This window comes from Streptomyces sp. CLCI03, from assembly GCF_053615355.1.
The window spans coordinates 7,916,703-7,934,808 of the sequence record NZ_CM132132.1 but is presented as its reverse complement, the minus strand read 5'-3'; the positions used below and the strand labels follow the sequence as shown (position 1 = coordinate 7,934,808).

Annotated in this window: 16 protein-coding genes and 1 pseudogene; 9 read left to right on the top strand and 8 right to left on the bottom strand. The window is 73.3% G+C overall.

The genetic code is table 11. The features are described from left to right. Positions 1-26: 26 nt before the first annotated feature. Positions 27-911, bottom strand: coding sequence for a CAP domain-containing protein (locus ACWG52_RS36680; protein ID WP_453127155.1), 885 nt, complete (start codon positions 909-911; stop codon positions 27-29). 301 nt (positions 912-1,212) lie between these two features. Between ACWG52_RS36680 and ACWG52_RS36675 the strand changes: the two genes are divergently transcribed. Then, positions 1,213-1,923, top strand: coding sequence for a hypothetical protein (locus tag ACWG52_RS36675; RefSeq protein ID WP_390137456.1), 711 nt, complete (start codon positions 1,213-1,215; stop codon positions 1,921-1,923). Between the two features lie 18 nt (positions 1,924-1,941). Here the strand turns inward: ACWG52_RS36675 and ACWG52_RS36670 are convergent, their stop codons facing one another. Then, positions 1,942-2,637 carry a GNAT family N-acetyltransferase gene (locus ACWG52_RS36670; RefSeq protein WP_389806623.1) on the bottom strand — a complete coding sequence of 232 codons (696 nt, stop codon included), beginning with the start codon at positions 2,635-2,637 and terminating at the stop codon, positions 1,942-1,944. Positions 2,638-2,702: 65 nt separating this feature from the next. On the opposite strand from ACWG52_RS36670, the gene ACWG52_RS36665 reads away from it, so the two are divergent. The 3 genes from ACWG52_RS36665 to ACWG52_RS36655 all read left to right on the top strand — a co-directional run bounded on the left by ACWG52_RS36665 (position 2,703) and on the right by ACWG52_RS36655 (position 5,006). Next, a complete protein-coding gene (locus ACWG52_RS36665; protein ID WP_389806625.1) occupies positions 2,703-3,626 on the top strand; it encodes an NADPH-dependent F420 reductase in 924 nt (307 codons plus the stop codon). A gap of 151 nt (positions 3,627-3,777) precedes the next feature. Further along, positions 3,778-4,116 (top strand): PadR family transcriptional regulator, encoded by a 339-nt coding sequence (locus ACWG52_RS36660; protein ID WP_389806627.1) that lies wholly within the window; start codon positions 3,778-3,780, stop codon positions 4,114-4,116. Continuing rightward, the gene (locus tag ACWG52_RS36655) at positions 4,113-5,006 is read left to right on the top strand and encodes a hypothetical protein (RefSeq protein ID WP_453127152.1); all 894 of its coding nucleotides are present in this window, start codon (positions 4,113-4,115) and stop codon (positions 5,004-5,006) included. The genes ACWG52_RS36660 and ACWG52_RS36655 overlap by 4 nt, the downstream gene beginning before the upstream one ends. Before the next feature lie 38 nt (positions 5,007-5,044). On the opposite strand, the gene ACWG52_RS36650 is transcribed toward ACWG52_RS36655, so the two are convergent. After that, positions 5,045-5,845 carry a class I SAM-dependent methyltransferase gene (locus ACWG52_RS36650; protein ID WP_389806631.1) on the bottom strand — a complete coding sequence of 267 codons (801 nt, stop codon included), beginning with the start codon at positions 5,843-5,845 and terminating at the stop codon, positions 5,045-5,047. 281 nt (positions 5,846-6,126) lie between these two features. Here ACWG52_RS36650 and ACWG52_RS36645 point away from each other — a divergent pair, with 281 nt between their 5' ends. Further along, positions 6,127-6,531 carry a RidA family protein gene (locus tag ACWG52_RS36645; protein WP_389806633.1) on the top strand — a complete coding sequence of 135 codons (405 nt, stop codon included), beginning with the start codon at positions 6,127-6,129 and terminating at the stop codon, positions 6,529-6,531. A gap of 18 nt (positions 6,532-6,549) precedes the next feature. On the opposite strand, the gene ACWG52_RS36640 is transcribed toward ACWG52_RS36645, so the two are convergent. Beyond that, the gene (locus tag ACWG52_RS36640; protein ID WP_389806635.1) at positions 6,550-7,401 is read right to left on the bottom strand and encodes a dienelactone hydrolase family protein; all 852 of its coding nucleotides are present in this window, start codon (positions 7,399-7,401) and stop codon (positions 6,550-6,552) included. Between the two features lie 274 nt (positions 7,402-7,675). Between ACWG52_RS36640 and ACWG52_RS36635 the strand changes: the two genes are divergently transcribed. Beyond that, positions 7,676-9,577 (top strand): alkyl/aryl-sulfatase, encoded by a 1,902-nt coding sequence (locus ACWG52_RS36635; protein ID WP_389806637.1) that lies wholly within the window; start codon positions 7,676-7,678, stop codon positions 9,575-9,577. 46 nt (positions 9,578-9,623) lie between these two features. Here the strand turns inward: ACWG52_RS36635 and ACWG52_RS36630 are convergent. Further along, a pseudogene (locus ACWG52_RS36630) lies at positions 9,624-10,183 on the bottom strand (hypothetical protein). Positions 10,184-10,317: 134 nt separating this feature from the next. Between ACWG52_RS36630 and ACWG52_RS36625 the strand changes: the two are divergent. Further along, positions 10,318-10,974 (top strand): HAD family hydrolase, encoded by a 657-nt coding sequence (locus ACWG52_RS36625; RefSeq protein ID WP_453127150.1) that lies wholly within the window; start codon positions 10,318-10,320, stop codon positions 10,972-10,974. A gap of 83 nt (positions 10,975-11,057) precedes the next feature. Here ACWG52_RS36625 and ACWG52_RS36620 read toward each other — a convergent pair whose 3' ends face one another. Then, positions 11,058-11,885, bottom strand: coding sequence for an IclR family transcriptional regulator (locus ACWG52_RS36620; protein ID WP_389806896.1), 828 nt, complete (start codon positions 11,883-11,885; stop codon positions 11,058-11,060). Between the two features lie 968 nt (positions 11,886-12,853). Beyond that, a complete protein-coding gene (locus ACWG52_RS36615) occupies positions 12,854-13,432 on the bottom strand; it encodes an RNA polymerase sigma factor (protein ID WP_202507754.1) in 579 nt (192 codons plus the stop codon). A 626-nt stretch (positions 13,433-14,058) separates the two neighbouring features. Between ACWG52_RS36615 and ACWG52_RS36610 the strand changes: the two genes are divergently transcribed. Continuing rightward, positions 14,059-15,951: a glycoside hydrolase family 15 protein gene (locus tag ACWG52_RS36610; RefSeq protein ID WP_389806642.1), complete on the top strand. Its 1,893-nt coding sequence runs from the start codon at positions 14,059-14,061 to the stop codon at positions 15,949-15,951. A gap of 57 nt (positions 15,952-16,008) precedes the next feature. Continuing rightward, positions 16,009-17,250 (top strand): FAD-dependent monooxygenase, encoded by a 1,242-nt coding sequence (locus tag ACWG52_RS36605; protein WP_390137451.1) that lies wholly within the window; start codon positions 16,009-16,011, stop codon positions 17,248-17,250. Positions 17,251-17,316: 66 nt separating this feature from the next. On the opposite strand, the gene ACWG52_RS36600 is transcribed toward ACWG52_RS36605, so the two are convergent. Then, complete coding sequence (locus tag ACWG52_RS36600; protein WP_390167305.1) at positions 17,317-17,970, bottom strand: hypothetical protein; 654 nt, start codon at positions 17,968-17,970, stop codon at positions 17,317-17,319. Positions 17,971-18,106: the final 136 nt, after the last annotated feature.

Sequence of the window (18,106 nt, the reverse complement as noted above, 5' to 3'; positions counted from 1 at the left end):
CGGGTCAGGGGTGGCGGAGCAAGTTCCTACTTCGACGTTCCGAAGTCCTGCGTCCACCACGGGCCGCCGTCACCCTTGTGCACGCCTATGCCGATCTCCTTGAAGGAGCAGTTGAGGATGTTGGCCCGGTGGCCGGAGCTGTTCATCCACGCCTTCATGACCGCGTCGGCGTCCGACTGGCCCCGGGCTATGTTCTCGCCGAGGCGGGACCACCCGTAGCCGGCGGCCTCCACACGGGAGGTCATGGTGGACCCGTCGGGCCCGGTGTGGGACATGACACCACTGCGGGCCATGGTGTCGCTGTACGCGCGGGCCGCGGCGGCCAGCTTGGAGTTCACGGTCAGGGGCCCGCATCCGGCGGCGGACCGCTCCTTGTTGACCAGGGCGAGGACGGCGGACTCCTCGCTCGAGGAACTGCCGGAACCGCCCGACGAGCCGCCGGAAGATCCGCCGGACGAGCCCCCGGATCCGCCGGATCCGCCCGAGGTGCCGGAACCGCCGCCCGTGCTCCCGCCGGACGTACGCGGGGGCTTGCCGGCCGGGGTGGACCTGGTCGACGTGTTCTCCTCCGCCGCGGGCTTCGTCGGCGCCGCCGACCCCGTACCTTCGGCGGCCGGAGACTCGGGCGGCAGCGAGCCCGTGGCGGCCGCGGCATCGGCGGTGACCTCGGGGACCGGAGCGGTGGGGCTCGCCGTCCCCGCCGTGTCCGCAGGGGTCGGCGTCCCGGACTTCGCCCCGCCGGCGCCGTCGGCCCGCTGGTCCACCTGCGTACCGCCGCCGGAATCGGCCACGGCGACGCCGACCGCCACCGCCGCGGCGGCCGCGGTCAGGGACAGGACGATGCGGGTGCGCATCGCCTTCTTCCGCCGTGCTTCGACGCGGGACGGCGTTGCGGGAGTTCGGCTGCTCATGCCTGTAGCACCTCACAGAGGGAAGGGGGTGGGGTGCGACCGAGCCTAGGGTTGTGATCAGTGAAATCCGCCCGCCGGCGGGCTTCTTCAAGTTCCCTTAAGGAAGCCCGCAGGGTCGGTTCAGGGGACGACTCGGGTCATCCCCTACCATTCGGTCGATACGGAACCGGCGGAGTTCGGCCGGCGCGGCGTCGGCTTCCGGACCCGACCGCGCGATCGGGGCTCCGCGACGGGCGGGGCGGGTGCGCACCGGCGGCGTGTGATCATGTCCGTCGACAGATCCGCACCTCATGGGGGGACCATGCGCACCCGCACCACCACCGCCACGACCGGTCTCGTGACCGCGCTCGCAGCGCTGCTCGTCCTCGCCGGCTGTACCGCCCCGGGAGACAGCCGGCCCGCGGCGTCGAGCTCCGTGGCGACCGTGCCCGCGCAGAGCGGCGGCGGATCAGGCTTCGAGGGGCCCCGGCCGCAGGACCAGAACCTGTTGGCCTGGACCGGGGACCCCAATGACGCGGGGCACGTGACCGCCCAGTCGTCGGCCGGGGTCGGCGGCCGGGTCACCCTGGTACGGATCGTGTTGCGCGAGCAGATCACCTGGTCGAACGTGTGGCTGGGCCTGGCCGGTATCGACCCGAACGCCCAACTCGCCAACTGCTACCTGGGGGTGTACGACGCCAAGGGCGCCCTTGTCGCGACCACCCCGGACATCTCCCCCCAGTTGATGACCGACGCGATCGCCAAGCCGTTCGCCCTCGGCAAGCCGTTCACCGCCGCTCCCGGCACGTACTTCATCGCGCTGCTGCTCAACGGCACCTGGGCGACCAACGGCCTCACCCTGAAGTCCACGGGCGCCGGTATCTCGGTCAACGCGGGCCTGACGCCCCCGAACCTCCGGTACAGCAACCTGCTGACCGGTCAGACCTCGCTGCCTGCCACGGTGAACCTCGCCGAACAGTCCACGAGCACCATCAACACCGGCTGGGCCAGCCAGTGGTACGCGATCTCCTGAACCGCGGCGCCCGCGCGCTCACACCCGGCTGACCGCGGCCGCCGGTACGCCGGCGCAGCGGGCGGTGCCGGCGGCTTCGTGCCGGTACCAGGCGGAGTCGACGACCCTGCCGTCGGGGAGCGTGTGCAGGGCCGGACCCTCGCACGGCACGAAGCCCGCGGCTCTCAAGGCTCCCCGGCAGCGGTGGTTGGCGGTCTCGGTGCCGGCGGACACCGAATGCAGGCCCAGGTGTTCGTGGCCGAACCGGGCGGTGGCCGTGACCAGTTCGGTGCCCAGGCCCCGACCTCGGCAGGCCGGGGCGAGCCAGAGGCCGATGGCCCCGCCGCTGTCCGGGGTCAGCGAACTCATTCCGGCCACCAAGCCCGTGGCCGCGTCGACGGCGAGCAGCCGCTGCTCCGCGCCCGGGTCCGGGAGCACCACCGGCCGGGCCAACTCCCGCCGTACGGACCTGGGGAAGGCCCGCAGCCGCTCGGCGCGGTTTCCGTCGTGGATGCCGAGAAGATGCGCGGCGGTCTCGGGGGTGACGAGGGAGTCAGGGATCCAGCCGAACCAGCGCTGCGCGTCGCTGTCGGCACCGGCGGCGGCACCCATCTCCACGTCCCAGTGGTCGCGGGGGGTGTACAGGAGCAGCCGGGCGGTCCGTATCGTATGGCGGCCGTCGCCGCAGTGGACGGGCACGGGCTGCGGGCGGCGCGACCCCAGGCCCCGGATCATCGGTGTGTCCTCACGCGGGAACTGTAGGCGGCCCCCGCGCGCCCGACGCGGGAGGGCAGTCCCGGATGGAGACGATCTTGCGGGTGGCCAGGTCGGACCGACGCCGTCCCGCTCCCGTCCGGTTCGCGGAATGCGAGAAATGGCCGAAAGGCCACACCTTCGGCCGTATCGGGCCGGTCAGGGGCCCTCCGGCACACCGACCGGCCCTCGTACGGCGGCGCGAACGCATCGCTCGACCGGGGGACGATCACCGCGGGGCGGAATGCGGGGCCCGGGGCGGAGGTTGGGGCGGACGCGACACTGAACCCGGACGCACTGGAGAGCTCATGAAGATCGGCATCATCGGCGCGGGCAACATCGGCGGCAACCTGACCCGTCGACTCACGGCCCTCGGGCACGAGGTCTCCGTGGCGAACTCGCGCGGCCCCGAGACCCTGGCCGCGCTGGCCGAGGAGACCGGCGCCACCCCCGTCACCGTGGCGCGAGCGGCGCGCGGCGCCGAGATCGTCGTGGTCACGATCCCCTTCAAGAAGGTTCCGGACCTGCCGGCGGGCCTCTTCGACGAGGCAGCCGAGGGCTTCGCCGTCATCGACACCGGCAACTACTATCCGCGCGAGCGCGACGGCCGGATCGCGGGCGTCGAGGACGAGGGCCTCACCGAGAGCCGCTGGACCGAGCGGCACCTCGGACACCCCGTCGTCAAGGCCTTCAACGGCACCTACGCCCAGGACATCCTGGACCGGCACCGACCGGCGGGCGCGGCGGACCGGATGGCGCTGCCCGTCGCGGGCGACGACGCGGTCGCGAAGAAGACGGTACGCGCCCTGATCGAGGAACTCGGCTTCGACACCGTCGACGCGGGCGGCCTGGACGAGTCCTGGCGCCAGCAGCCGAACACCCCCGTCTACGGGCTGCGGGAAGGCGTCGACGCGGTCACCAAGGCCTTGGCCGAGGCCTCCCCGACCCGCCCGGAGGCCTTCCGCGGCTGACCGCGGACGCGGGCCCGGGCCCCGGCGGGCTCGGACCGCCTCCGTCGTGGATCACCTCGCCGACCCGATGAGGAGCAGGGCGGCGAGGTGTCCGTCCCCGTGGCGCCTCACACCGGGCGGCATATGTCGGTGGGTGACCTACCATGCAGACATGAGTGATCGTGCGATGCAGGAACCGACCCTCCTCCTCCTGACCGCCCTCGCGGACGAGCCCCGCCACGGGTACGCGATCGCGCGCGAGGTGGAGTTGATCTCGGGCGGACGCGTCAAGATGCGGACCGGCACCCTGTACGGGGCCTTGGAGCGACTGCTGGGTCAGGGGCTGATCGAGGTCCATGAGGAGCAGATCGTCGACAGTCGGCTGCGCCGCACCTACAGCCTCACCACGGAAGGCCGGGAGAGTCTGGCCGCCGAGGCGCAGCGGATCGCGGCGACCGCGCGCGAGGCGGCGCGCCGGCTGGGCGTCTCCGGCGAGACGGCCACGGCGTGAGTCCTCGTCTGCTGCGCCTGTACCCCGCCGGTTTCCGCCGCGCCTTCGGCGACGAGGTGGCCGAGGCCTATCGGGAGGCGACCGAGGGCGCCGGCCCGATCACCCGACTGCGGGAAGCCTTGGACATCGTGGCGCACGCGCTCCGGCTCCGCCTGGGCGTGGGTTCGGCGCATCGCGGTGGGCGCCTGTTCGCGGCGACGGCGCCCTTCGCGGCGGCCGCGACGGGCGCGTACGCCGCGTTCCTGCTCGCCTCGACGCTCAACCTCGCGTACGTCGCCGGCCTCCCGGACCTCCAGGCCCCGCTCGGGTATGCGATGAGCGGTTTCTCCGCACTGACCCTCCTCGGCTCCGTGCTGGCGCTCGGCGGGCGCTTCGCCGTCGGCGCGCGGACCGCGTTCGCGGGGGTCGCGGGAAGCACGGTGTGCTTCGTCATCGCCGTCCTGCCGGGCTTCGTGGACATGCCGTTGGCGCACCTGGCGTATCTGACCCCGCCTCTGGCGATCGCCGCACTCCCGCTGCTCTGCCCCCCGGACCTGCACCCGCCCTGCCGGATCAGGACCACGACGGGGCTGGTGGCGCTGCTGCTCTGGGCCCCGCTGTTCGTGGTGCTGCTGGGCCTGCTCGACGCGAGCGGGCTCGGCATGATCCCGCTGTGGCGCTTCGCCGTGACCGTGACCGCCGCCCTGGTCCTGGCGGGCGGCCGGGCGCTGTCCGGGATCCGTACCCCCGGTCGGTTCGCCCTGGCCGCGTCCCCGTTCCTCGTCCTCGGCCACTTCGCGGGGGTGGTGAGCGAGGACACCGCGCTGCCGTGCCTGGTCCTGCTCGCGGCCATGGGCGTGGCCCTGCGCCTGTGGCGTCGTAGGCGCTCGGACCCGGCGAGCCACGCCTGATCCGACGGCGACGAGGGCCGGGGCCGGGGCCGGGGCGGTCAGACCTCGGCGTCGACGTCGGATCCGGCGACGCTGACGCGGATCTTGGACTGGCCGTGGCCGAGTTCCTCCCAGTCCTCCATGAAGCGTGCGGACAGCCCGTGTCCGGCGGCGAGGTCGACGAGGGTTTGGGTGCGGTAGTAGAAGTCCTCGCGCAGCACCTGGTGTTCGGTGCCGGTGGTGCGGTCGAAGGTGAAGTCGAAGTGACCTCCGGGCGCCAGGACCCGGCCCACGTGGGCGAAGCACTCGTCGATGACGTCGATCGGTGAGTGCGAGAAGACGCTGTGGGCGTGGACGACGTCGAAGTAGCCGTCGGGGAGGAAGTCCAGCGTCAGGTTCTTGGTGAGGGTCAGGTGCGGGACCTTGGCCTGGAGCCCTCGCTCGGTCAGGGTCCGCTTCGCCGCGATGAGGATGTCGGGCGAGATGTCGATGCCGTAGTAGTGGCCCGCGTCGAGGTAGTCGATGAATCGCCAGCCGGCGCGGAGGTTGCCGCAGCCGATGTCCAGCATGCGGGCGCCGGGCTTCAGGCCGTGCCCGAGGAGGTAGTCGAACTGCATCCGCCCGAGCGCGAGCCAGCGTTCGTGGGTCTGGCTGCCGACCGCGGCCTCCGGATTGCGGCGGGTGTCCGAGGCCATCACGGCCCGGTAGTAGCTGACGTGGTCGGGGTGCTTGAAGGCCAACCACCGGTCACGGGCGGCCCGCTTCAGGTACGGGGCGATGCGGTGCGGACGGCTCGCGGCGTAGCGGACCTTGTGGACGAGGGATTCCCGGTTCGCGGTGAGGTTCTTCCTGGTGGCCATGAGCACTCCGTCTCCATCGCAACGTGAATCCTCCGACGGCGGGCAGGAACGACTGCCGCCGGAAGGATCTTCGGATCCCACCATACGTCGGTGACCGACATATACAAACCACTGGACTGTCCTGGGAAGCGGAGGGTGTGGAACGGCATGCGCACGGACAGTTCGCGAACATGGTTATTTGCGGCGATATCGTCCAGATTGCCACTCGGCGCTCCGACGGTCCACGCAACGCGCCCAGGGGCGTGACGCCCCGTCATTCACGCTTCTGGCAGCATGAAGAGATGGTCGACATACATCGGAAGGTCAGCTCGGGATCGCCGCTGGAGCCTCGGATCGGCTTCTCCCGCGCGGTGCGGACGGGGCAGTACGTCGCCGTCGCGGGAACCGCCCCCATCGGGGACGACGGCTCCACCGTCGGCCCCGGCGACGTCCACGCCCAGACCGTCCGGTGCCTGGACATCGCCGAAGCGGCCCTGCGGGAGGCCGGGGCGTCGCCGGCCGACGTGGTGCGGACCCGCGTCATGCTCACCGACGTGACGCGATGGCGGGAGGCCGCGCGGGCGCACGGGGAGCGGTTCGCCTCCGTCCGGCCGGTCACCACCTTCGTCGAGGTGTCCCGCTTCATCGATCCCGAGTGGCTCGTCGAGGTGGAGATCGACGCGGTGATCGCCCCCGAACGCGGCTGAGGAGAAAGGGTCCTCCGGTCACACGGCCGGAGCGGGCCGTTCCCGTTCGCGTTCCCCCAGCAGCCGGGTGCGGAAGAGGTCGAGGACGGTGTCGAGTGCCTGCCGGGTGGGCTGACCCGGTTCGTCGATGAGATGTTCCGTCAGGACGGAGTGCGGCGCGAGGGCGCTCTCCGGGTTCGCCGCGCCCGCGTCCAGCTCGACGGCGACGAAGGCGTCGCCGAGTTCCCGGCGCAGGTGGGCGAACCGGTCGCCGGGGACGAGCCGGTCACCCCGGAAGCGCAGACCGAGCACCTGGAGCCCCTCGCGCTCGCACCGTCCGCGGACGACCGCGAGGTCCTCGGGGCTGATGTCGATGGTGCGCGCGCGGCTCGCGGTGCAGGCCAGCGGGAGCGAGGGCTGGGACAGCACGGGGGCGACGAGGCGCTCGTCCGTGGCCATCGCCAGGGCGAACCCGCCGGTCAGGCACATCCCGACGGCCCCGACCCCGGGACCTCCGCAGCGCTCGTGTTCGGCGGCCGCCAGTGCGCGCAGCCACCCCACGACGCGCGAACTGCGCCCTGTGGCCAGCAGGGTGAACTCACGGCTCACGCACACCTTCCACAGCGACGAGGCCATGGAGCGGCCGGCGCTCGCCCGACCCACCCGGCCGGGATCCGCGTCACGACCGGGTTCGCCGAAGAGCACCGGAAGTACGGCCGTGCAGCCCGCCGCCGCGACGTGCTCGGCGAACTCGATGACCTTGGGGGTGATGCCCGGGATCTCGGCCATGACGATCACCGCGGGGCCGGTGCCCCGGCGCAGGATCCGGCGGGTGGCACCGTCGTGGGTGAACGTGCTCTTCTCGAACCCGCTGAGATCGTGGTCTGCCACGCGCCCGGCCCCTTCCGACGGTTCTCTTCTGAACGACTTCAAGTTACCGACAGGTAGAGCCCTTCGGTCAAGGCTCGCGCGCCAGGTTGTGGCGAGGCCGCGGCGGACGGCGCGAGCGATCCACCGGCCGGCCCCCTGGTTCACCCGGACGGCGGAGTGTGCCGGGCGGACGGCGTACGGCCGGCCGAGGCTGGGGTGGAGCGGCCGCGCCCGCCGTGAGCCCTCGCCCGGTCCGGTCGGGTCCGGTCAGGTACCGCCCGAGGAGGCTCACGCCATGGAGAACGGCCCCGGCCACGACGCCTCCGGATCGATCGGCGCCGCTCACCGAGCGGCGCGCGGCAGCGGCGCCTTCGCCGACCGCGCCGACTTCGACGACGCCACGCGCGGCTTCGTCGCCGCCCTGGAGCCCTGCGTGATCAAGGCCGAGGACGGGAGCGTCGTGTGGGACGGCGACGCGTACGCCTTCCTCAACGGGGACCGCCCCGACACCGTCCATCCCAGCCTGTGGCGCCAGAGCCGCCTCGTCGCCCTCCAGGGCCTCTTCCTGGTGGTCGACGGCGTGTACCAGGTACGCGGCCTGGACCTGTCGAACATGACCCTCGTCGAGGGCGACCGCGGCGTCGTCGTGATCGACCCGCTGATCAGCGAGGAGACGGCGGCCGCGGCCCTCGCCCTGTACCGGGCCCACCGCGGGGACCGGCCGGTCACCGGCGTCCTCTACACCCACAGCCACGCCGACCACTTCGGCGGCGTCAAAGGGGTCACCACCCAGGCGGAGGTCGACGCGGGCCGGGTCCCGGTCCTGGCCCCCGAGGGCTTCCTCGAACACGCGGTCAGCGAGAACGTCTACGCCGGCACCGCCATGGCCCGCCGCGCGGGGTACATGTACGGGGCCGGCCTGCCCAAGGGCCCGCGCGGCCAGGTCGGGGCGGGCCTGGGCCAGACCACCTCCACCGGCCGGGTGACGCTGATCCCGCCGACCCTCGACATCACCCGCACCGGCCAGGAGGAGACCGTCGACGGCGTGCGCATGGTCTTCCAGCTCACCCCGGGCACCGAGGCCCCGGCCGAGTTCAACGTGCTGCTGCCCGACCACCGGGCGCTGTGCACGGCCGAGAACGCCACCCACACCCTCCACAACCTGCTGACCCTGCGCGGCGCCCTGGTACGCGACCCGCACGCCTGGGCCACCTACCTCACCGAATCCATCGCGCTGTTCGGCGACGCGTGCGACGTCGTCTTCGCCTCCCACCACTGGCCCACGTGGGGCCGCGAGCGGGCCGTGTCCTACCTGGCGCAGCAGCGAGACCTGTACGCCTACCTCCACGACCAGACGGTACGACTGCTCAACCAGGGGTACACGGGGTCCGAGATCGCCGAATCGCTGCGCATGCCGCCGGCGCTGGAGGCGGCCTGGCACACCCACGGCTACTACGGGTCGGTCAGCCACAACGTCAAGGCCGTCTACCAGCGGTACATGGGCTGGTTCGAAGGGAACCCGGCCCTCCTGTGGCAGCACCCGCCGGTGGAAGCGGCCCGCCGCTACGTCGCGTTCATGGGCGGCGCCGCGGAGGTCCTGCGCCGTGCCCGGACCTCCTTCGAGCAGGGCGACTTCCGCTGGGTGGCCCAGGTGGTCGACCACGTGGTCTTCGCGGACCCCTCGAACGAGGAGGCCCGGGAGCTGCAGGCCGACGCCTTGGAGCAGCTCGGCTACGGCGCCGAGAACGGCACCTGGCGCAACTTCTACCTCACCGGCGCCCAGGAACTGCGCGGCGAGAGCGTCGGGACACCGGCCACCGCCGCGTCCCCGGACGTGATCGCCGCCCTGAGCCTGGACCAGTTGGTGGACTCCCTCGCCATCCGGATCGACGGACCGCGGGCCTGGCACGCGGACGTCGCCGTACGGTTCGTCCTGCCCGGCTCGGAACCGCTGACGCTGCGCCTGGCCAACGGCGTGCTGACGGGTGTCCGCGGGGACAACCCCGCGGCCGGACGGCCGCACGCCGTCCTCGTACTCGGTGAACCACTGCTGCGCGGGCTCCTGCTCGGCGCCCTGCCGCCGGACGACCTCCTACGGCACGAGGGCGTGGCCCTCGACGGCGATCCGGCGGTCGTCGCCGAACTCTTCGCCTACCTCGACTCCCCCGACCCGGACTTCCCCATCGTCACCCCCTGACGACCCCGGTCCCGACCCCGGTTCGGGTTCCGGTTCCGGATTCCGGTCAGAGGTCGCGTGTCCAGAGGGTGAGGTCGCTGCTGGTCGCGACCGCGAGGGTCCGTCCCGAGGGGGAGAAGCCCGCCGCCCGGAGGGTCGAGCGGTCGGAGTGGAAGATGTGCCACCAGCGCTCGCCGTGCGGTCCGGAGTGCGGCAACCCGCCGTCGGTGGACAGCAGCACCCGGTCGTTCGGCCAGGGCTCACCACCTCCAGCGTCCAGCCATCCTCGGTGGTGGTGTGCAGGCCGCCGCCGAAGAGCCCGGCGATGCGGACCCGTCGGCCGGCGACGGGCCCGAGGCCGGGGCAGGAGAGGTCGGGCACCGCGTCAGGGGTGCTGTGCTCCCAGGCGGGGTCCCGGTCACGTGCGATCTTCTCCCCCGAGCGTGCGTCGAAGAGGCCGTGGCCGTCGTTCGAGACGACCATCACCAGGTCGTCGCCGGTGTCCGGGTGCGAGGCGAAGCCGATGCCCAGCAGTCCGCCGACGGGGACGTAGGGGTAGGGACAGGGGTCGGGGTCGAAGACCGGCCGCCAGGCCCCGGGGGGCGGTACGACGGGGGCGGCGAGCATCCGCGCGCGCAGCTCCGCCTGGTAGGGGGACAGTCCCGCGGTGCCCTCGGCCCCGTCGTTCCGTTTCGTCACCGGACCATGGTGCACCGGGACCGGCCCCGTGCGGCGCACCGGGCGGACCCTATGCTGCGGGAATGATCAAGCCGATTGAACTCGTCATATTCGACTGCGACGGAGTGCTCGTCGACAGCGAACGCATCGCGCTGCCCCTCCAGGTCGCGTTGGGGGCGGAGCTGGGCTGGCCCCTCACCGAGGACGAGGTCATGGACCGCTTCATGGGGCGCTCCAGCGCTTCCATCCATGAGGAGATCGCCCTCCGGGTCGGCGGCGAGACGGCCGTTCTCTGGCGGGAGATGTTCGAGGAGCGCCACCGTGAGGCGGTGGACGCCGGGTTGTCCGCCGTCGAGGGACTGCCCGAGGCACTCGCCGCGCTCACCCTGCCGACCTGCGTCGCCTCGAGCGGCTCGCACGAGAAGATGCGCCACACCCTCGGCCGCACCGGCCTCTACGAGCACTTCGACGGCCGCATCTACAGTGCCACCGAGGTCCGCCACGGCAAGCCGGCCCCGGACCTGTTCCTGTACGCCGCGCGGCGGATGGGCGTCGACCCGGCGGCGTGCGCGGTGGTCGAGGACAGCCGGCCCGGTGTCGAGGCCGCCCGCGCCGCCGGCATGCGGTCCTTCGGCTACGCGGGCGGACTGACCCCGGCCGAGCAGCTCGAAGGCACCGGCACCGTCGTCTTCCACGACATGCGCGCACTGCCCGACCTCATCGCCGCGGGCACCGCGTAAGGATCGGACGAGCGCTTCCGGGCGGCGCGGGGGGGCCCGCCGCACCCCGGGTGCGGCGGGCCCTCCCCCCGCCTGTGCCGGGTCTAGGCCGTCGGCGACAGGATGGGGTCCTCCGGCCGGCGGGCCGTGGACGGGGTGCTGTCGGCGACGATCAGGGCCAGGAGGACCGCGGCCGCCTCGCTCTGCAGGATGCGGGCGGCCTGCTTCAGCCGACCGGGGTCGGGGACCGGGATGGAGAGGGCGACGCATTCCGCGTTGGGGCCCGCGGTGATCGGGACCGCGGCGCACACCGTGCCGAGGGCGTACTCCTGCAGGTCGAGGAGCGGAGCGTTCGGCGGGCGGTCGTCGAGTTGGTGGAAGAGGTCGCGTCGGTCGGTGAGGGTATGGGGGGTGAACCGGGTGAGTCGGTGGCGGGCCAGGTGGTCCTTCCGGTCGTCGTGGTCGAGTTGGGCGAGCAGTGCCTTGCCCACGGCCGAGGCGTGGGCGGCGACCCGGAAGTCGACCCACTCCTCGACGACGGGTGTGGCCGGGCCGTCGACGTACTGGGTGATGGCGACCTCGCCGTCGGTGTAGCGGGCGACGTAGACGGCGGCGCCGACGGCGTCCCGCAACCAGGCGAGGGTCTCGCGCAGGTGCCCGCGCCCCTCTCCCGTCGTCGATCCGGCCAGCAGCAGGGAGGTGCCGGCGACGTACGCGTCCGGTCCGATCGGGGTGGCGAGGTCGGCGCGGATCAGCTGCTCCGTGGCCCGGGCGAGGACCAGTTGCGGCAGTCCCGTCTCCCGGGCGATCTGGGTCAGGTTCACGCCCCCCGAGTAGCGGTTGACGACTTCCAGTACGCGCAGTGCCTGGTGGACGGATTCCAGCGGGGCCGGTGCCGGGCGGCCTTCGGGGGTCTTGCGGGCGGCGAGGATCAGGTGCGGGTGTTCCGGTGCTTCCAGGGCCCAGGCGTTCGCCTGGTCCGTCAGGTGCAGGGGGTCGAGCCGGGCGTGCTGGGCGACGGCGACCGCCACCTGCGGGCCGGGGGTGACGACCTCCCCCAGGTCGGGGTCCTCCTTGCGGGGGCGCGCCATGAGCGCCTGGCGCAGTCGTACGGGGAGTCGGCACGGCGGCCGGCCCGCCCCTCCGGGTCCGGCGGTGAGGGCGGTGAGGTCCTGGGTGGTGATGGGCGGCGTGGTCCAGATGACCGAGGCGCCCAGGGCCTCTTCGAGGTGTTCGGGAAGGTGCGGCAGGTGCGGCAGGTGCTCTTCCGGAGGCAGGGTCCGTGCCTGGCGCTTCCAGTGGCGGGCGGTCGCGACCTCGGCCCGGGCGAGGTGGAGGAGGTAGAGGCAGTGGGCGGCGGTCCGCGAGCCCGCGCCTGCCGCGTACTGGAACCAGAACTGCGCGTCCTCCATCCGGTCGGCCAGGTGGAGCAGGCAGCCGAACAGGAGTGCCGTGTCCACGCCGTGGGGCCAGGAGTCGGCGTCGAGCGCGAGGGCGGCGAAGTCCCGGCTCTCCACGAGGCACCAGGCGAGGTCGTCCAGGCCCCGGGCGGCGCGCACGTGGCATGCGGCGTCCAGGACGAGGTCGTCGGCCGCGGCGTCCGCCGCGGATGCGGATGTTGATGCGGACGCGAACGCGGACCCGCAGGTGGATCCGAAGGCGAACGCGAAGGGGGAGGTGGATGTGGATGTGGCCTGCCCCCGCGGTGGCGGGGTCGCGGCGCCGGGGGGGCCGGCGGTGCCGGTCGCCGAGCGGGCACGGTCGGCGACGATCCGGCGGGCGATCCGACGGCGGGCCGCGCCCTCGTCGTATCCGGCGTATTCCTCCGCGAGTACCGTCGCGTCCGCAAGGGCCGCGTCCAGTTCGCACAGCGGCATGTCGCGGTGGCGGGGCATGTCGCTCACTGGTCCTTCTCCTCTCCGGGGATCCATTCCACCCCGAGCTTGCGGGACAGGGTTCGGCGTGCGCCTCGGATGTGCGAGCGGACCGTCGCGGGGGTGATCCCCATCATCCGGGCGACCGTGTCGGAGTCGTTGCCCAGCAGGAAGGCCAGCAGCACCACGTCGTACTGCCGCTCGGACAGGCCCGCGATCGCCGCGTACAGCCCGAGCTTCGACTCCAGCAGTTCCAGCCGCTCTCTGGAGGAACGGCGCAGGGCCGCGAACCATGCCGTCTCCACCATGGCCACCTGCCGGCCCAGGGCCGCCAACCGTCTTTCGACGTGCTCGCGCAGCACGGCCCAGGCGAAACCGTGGAGGCTCGCCTCCTTGAGGGCCTGGCGCCACACCTTCAGCAGGAAGGTGAACACGTCGTCGACGACTTCCTCGGCGTCCTTGGGGTTTCCCAGCTGCAGATGGGCGTAGCGCAGATAGGCGCGGTGCTGCTGGGAGTGGAAGGCGGTGAAGTCCACCGGCAGTACGCCGGCCAGTTCGCTGGAGACCGCCTGGTCCCCCGATGGATCGAATTCGCCTTCGCTCATACGCTCCCCCACAGCTGTTCGTCGCCGCACACGAGGGCGGCGGGGACCTCACGGTGGCGGGTGCGGGGATCGGCACGGCGCCGGCCGGCGGATGGTCCGCCGGTTCCCGTCCGTACCCCCGCACCCGGCAGGCGCATGGGCGCCCTGAACACATCGATGACGAGATGACGGGCAGTGATCACTAACAGCGCGAGGGCGGCCGTCTCGGCAACATTCACGTCGGCGCGGAACCTTTCGAGTGGATCATGAGCAACGGTCTGCCTGCCCCCGAACCGGCAGCCGTGGAGCACCAGGCGCTCCCATTCACCACCCCATCGGAAAGCGAGCCCGATCGTGCAAGCCGGTCCCTGAAAATCTTCCGAAGCAAGCGCATCCGCTTCTTCGCGCGCCCTGGTCCGCCCGCGCGCGCCCCGGCGTGCCCGCCGAGCGCCGCTGCCGGCGGCACACGCCCGAACGGGCCCCTTCCGCTGTTTCTGTCACACGATCGGATGTCGCTGCGGCCCGATCCGGTGGGACACGTCCCGACTCCCCTCCTCCCGGTGCCGGATGCCTGCATGGTGGGTCCAGCTTTCGGCGCCCCGGCCCCCGCGCCCCGCGCGCCCGTCGAACAGGAAGGGGCTGTACAGATGGCGTTCGCGAGGACCTTGCTGCCCGCCGCACTCTGCCTGACACTGACCGGCGCGCCCGCCGCGCTCCCCCGTGCGGCGGCCGCCGTGGCCTACGACGGGCAGGCCGCCCATGAGAGCGCGCTGTTCAGCGTGAAGGCGACGAACAACGCGGCGGCCCAGGAGTTCACGGTGGACGGCACCCGGCTCTCCCGGGTGAGCGTCTGGCTGGGCAGCGGGGCGGCGACGGGCACCGTGACCGCGCAGATCCGCCGGGTCCGCGCGGACGCCGGGTCGGTGATCGCCTCGACGACCCTGGACCTCGCCGCACTCGGCGGCGCCGGCGCCGGCTGGGTCGAGTTCCCGCTCGACGCGGACGTCACGGCGGGCAGCACGTACTACCTGCACCTCCAGGCGAGCACCGCGGAGAGCGGGCCGATCGCCTGGTACGGCACCACGCGCGCCCTGCCCGGCTCACCGACCAGCTGGAACTACGACCGGGCGTACTGGGGCGGCTGGCACGCCGACGCCTCCCGGCTCGCCTTCCACATCGACCCCACCGGCAGCGAGCGCTGCGGCGAGACCGAGCCCTGCTACGTACCCACCTCGGCGCTCGCCGCCCGGACGTCGGGGCTGCTGACCAACCGGGTCGCCACCGAGGCCGTCCTGCCCTCCTTCGCCGTGGGCGCCTCCTACGTCGACGGGAGCAATGTGCTGCGCCTGCCGTCGGGCCGGTGGCGGTACCTTCCCGACGGAGCCTCGGCGTCGGTGGTGGTCGAGGCGGACGACCCGGGCGCGCTGGCGCAGATCGAGGAGAGCCGCGCTTGGCTGGCGGCGGGCAGGGTGCCGGGCGCCACCGCGGCGCAGCGGGAGGCGTCGCGGCGCGCGCTGCTGTCGATGCGGGCGCTGCTGCAACCGGGGGGAGCGTTCGCGGCGGCGTGGGCGCCGCCGTGGGAGTACTCCTGGCCCCGCGACGGTGCGTTCGCGGCGGCCGCCTTCGCCGCCACCGGGCACGACGAGGAGGCGTACCGGATCCTGGTCTACGACGCACTCACCCAGCGGTCCGACGGGACCTGGGAGGCCCGTACCGAGCTGGACGGCAGCGGGCCACCGGACGCGCGGAAGTGGCAGCTGGACGGCAACGGCTGGGTGCCCTGGGCCACGTGGCAGTGGTATCGGGCGGCGCCGGCCGACGGTCGGGACGAACGGCTGCGCGCGCTCTACCCGATGGTGCGCAAGGCGGCCGACCACGCCGCCGGCTCCCTGGGACCGGACGGGCTGCCTCCGGCGTCCCCGGACTACTGGGAGCTCGACACGACGACGGCCAACATCGGTACCGCTGCTCCCCTGCTGGCCGGGCTCAACGCCGCGGCCGACCTTGCCGCGCGCCTCGGAACGGTCGCGGACGCGGAGCGCTGGGGAGAGGCGGCCCGGCGGCTGTCCGCCGCGATCGCCACCCACTTCGCCCCGCTCGGATATCAGCGGACGGTCGACGGCGCGCACGGCCGGGACAGCGCGGTGGCGTTCATGGCACCCCCCTTCAACGCCGCCCCGGCCGATCTCGGCGAGGCGCTGGACTCCACCTATCGGGCGCTGCTGCTGCCGAACGGTGGGGTGTCGCCCGGCAACGATCCGTCCTTCAGCTGGGGTTCGTACGCGTGGACGGCCAGCACCTCCTTCTTCGCCCTCGCCTGGGCCGGTACGGGTGAGCCGGCGAAGGCGGGCCGGGTGCTGGACTGGGTGCTCTCGAAGCGGAACGGACTGGGCGAGCTCCCCGAAACGGTGAACGGGGCCGGCCACCCGTCCGCCGTGGCGCCCCTGGGCTGGACGGACTCGTTGGTCGTACTGACCGCCCTGGCCCTCCAGGGTTCCGTGCAGCCCACTCCGCCGGCGACGCGGTCTTCAGCAGGGTGATCCGGGCGGCCCGGTGAGGGTCGGGGCAGTGGTGTGCATCGACAGGAGGCAGGTCCTATGCGGGGCGGAACGATCGCGGTGGTCGGCGGGAGCATCGCGGGCTGCGCCGTCGCCACGGCGGCGGCGCGGGCGGGCGCCGGTGAGGTGGTGGTGCTGGAGCGCACGGGCGGGCGGTTGCAGGACCGCGGCGTCGGGTTGTGCATCCACGACGAGCGGGCCGCCGAGCTCGGCGCGAGCGGCGCGCTGCCCGCGGGGATCGCGGCGCACCGGCTGGAGCGGCGTCGTTGGGTGGTCCGCGACGATGCCCACGCGGCGGGCGGTCGGGTGACCTGGGAGCAGCCCTTCCCCTTCCACTCCTACCACTGGGGACTGCTCTGGCAGGGCCTTCGGGAGTCCGTTCCGGGCTCGGTGGTCTACCGGCAGGGGGCGGCGGTGACCGGGGTCGCCGCGTGCGGGGCCACGGGCGTCGGGGGCAGGGCCACGGGCGTCGAGGTGCGGCTCGCGGGTGGGTCCGTCGAGCGGTACGACCTGGTGGTCGGAGCCGACGGGTACCGGTCGGTGGTGCGGGCGGCGCTCTGCCCGGACTCCCGGCCGCGGTACGCCGGTTACGTGTGCTGGCGCGGCAACCTCGACGCGGCGCGGCTCGCCGGGCTCGGCAGCCTCGCGGACTCGGCCCCCGAGACGGTGACCACGGTCTGCTTCCCGGGCGGTTCGTGCGTGATCTACCGGATTCCGGGCCCGGCTGGTCCGCGGTTGAACTGGGTGCTCTACGCCCCGCCTCCGCGGGACGGGCAGCTGCGCCGGGGCGATCCGACGAGTTTCCCGCCGGGTGGTCTCACCCCTGAGCTCGCGGGACATCTGGCGGCGTTGCTCGATCGCGAGTTCCCGCCGTACTGGGGGCGGGCGCTCGCGCTGACCGACCCGGCGGACACCTTCGTCCAGCCGATCTACGACGTGGAGACCGCGCGCGTCGCCGACGGCCGGCTGCTGCTCGCGGGGGACGCGGCGAGTGTCGTACGGCCGCACAACACGAGCGGCGCCGCCAAGGCCCTCCAGGACGCCACCGCCCTCGCCGACGGCTGGCAGCGCAGCGGGTCCTTCGAGGAGCTGCTGCGCGGCTACGAGGAGACCCGCGGCGCCGCCGGACGGGAACTGGTCGCGCTGGCCCGCCGGCTGGGCCGCGCCCAGGTCGAGCGGACCCCGGCCTGGGCGGGCATGGACGGCGACGCGATGGCGGCCTGGTGGCGGGGCCAGCTGGGCGAGGCCCCTGGTATCGGGGGCCGGGCCATGGCCCCGTAGGTCTTGGGGTGTCCTGTCGGTCAGGGCGGGCTCCGATCGAGAGGACGCCGCCAGAACCCCCGATTCCTACCGGACCTTGGTGGTGTTGCTGGTGATCGTGCCGTCCGTGCCGGACACGGTGACCGCGTGGCGGACCCCGTCGGAGCCGATGACCACGGCCAGCCAGGCGCTGCCGCCGCCCTCCTGCGCGACCACGCGCAGGCTCGCCACCTTCCCGCCCGGCACGGCCGCGGCGGCCTTCTCGGCCGCCTCGCCGATGGCGAGGGAGGGGATGGGCGCGGGCGCCGGGGCCTCCTTGGCGAAGCCGCCGCGTCCGTCGGCGCCGCCGGGGCGGCCCGCCTCTCCGGGCGTCTTGGGGCCGTCGGGGCGGCCGGGACCGGCCTCCCCCCGTTCGTGCCGGGGTTCGGCGGCGTGCGGGCCGCCCCGGAGTCCCTCGGCGCCCGGTCCGGCCCAGGCCAGGTGCGGACCCCGCTCGACGCGCATGTGGTGATCGTGGTGTCCGGCCACGGCCACCGCCGCCGCTCCTCCGACGACCACCACCGCGACGGCACCCGCCGCCACCCAGCGGGCACGCTTACCGCCGGGGACGAGGCGGCCCAGAGCCGCGGACTTGCGGGACCCGACCTCGGGGGCGGTCTCCGGGGTGGGCACGGCGGCGGTCTCGGCGGCGGTCCGGGCGCCGGTCTCGGGCTGCTCGTTCGACGGGACAGAATCAGACATACAGGCACTCCTCAGGACAACCGGGCGCGGTGCGGCGCGGCTCGTTCCCGAGCATGCTGAGCGGAACCTGAAGCCCCGCTGAAGCCACCTGAAGACCTCTTCAGCTGACCGCGGAGCGGTCCTGAGATCCTGTCCG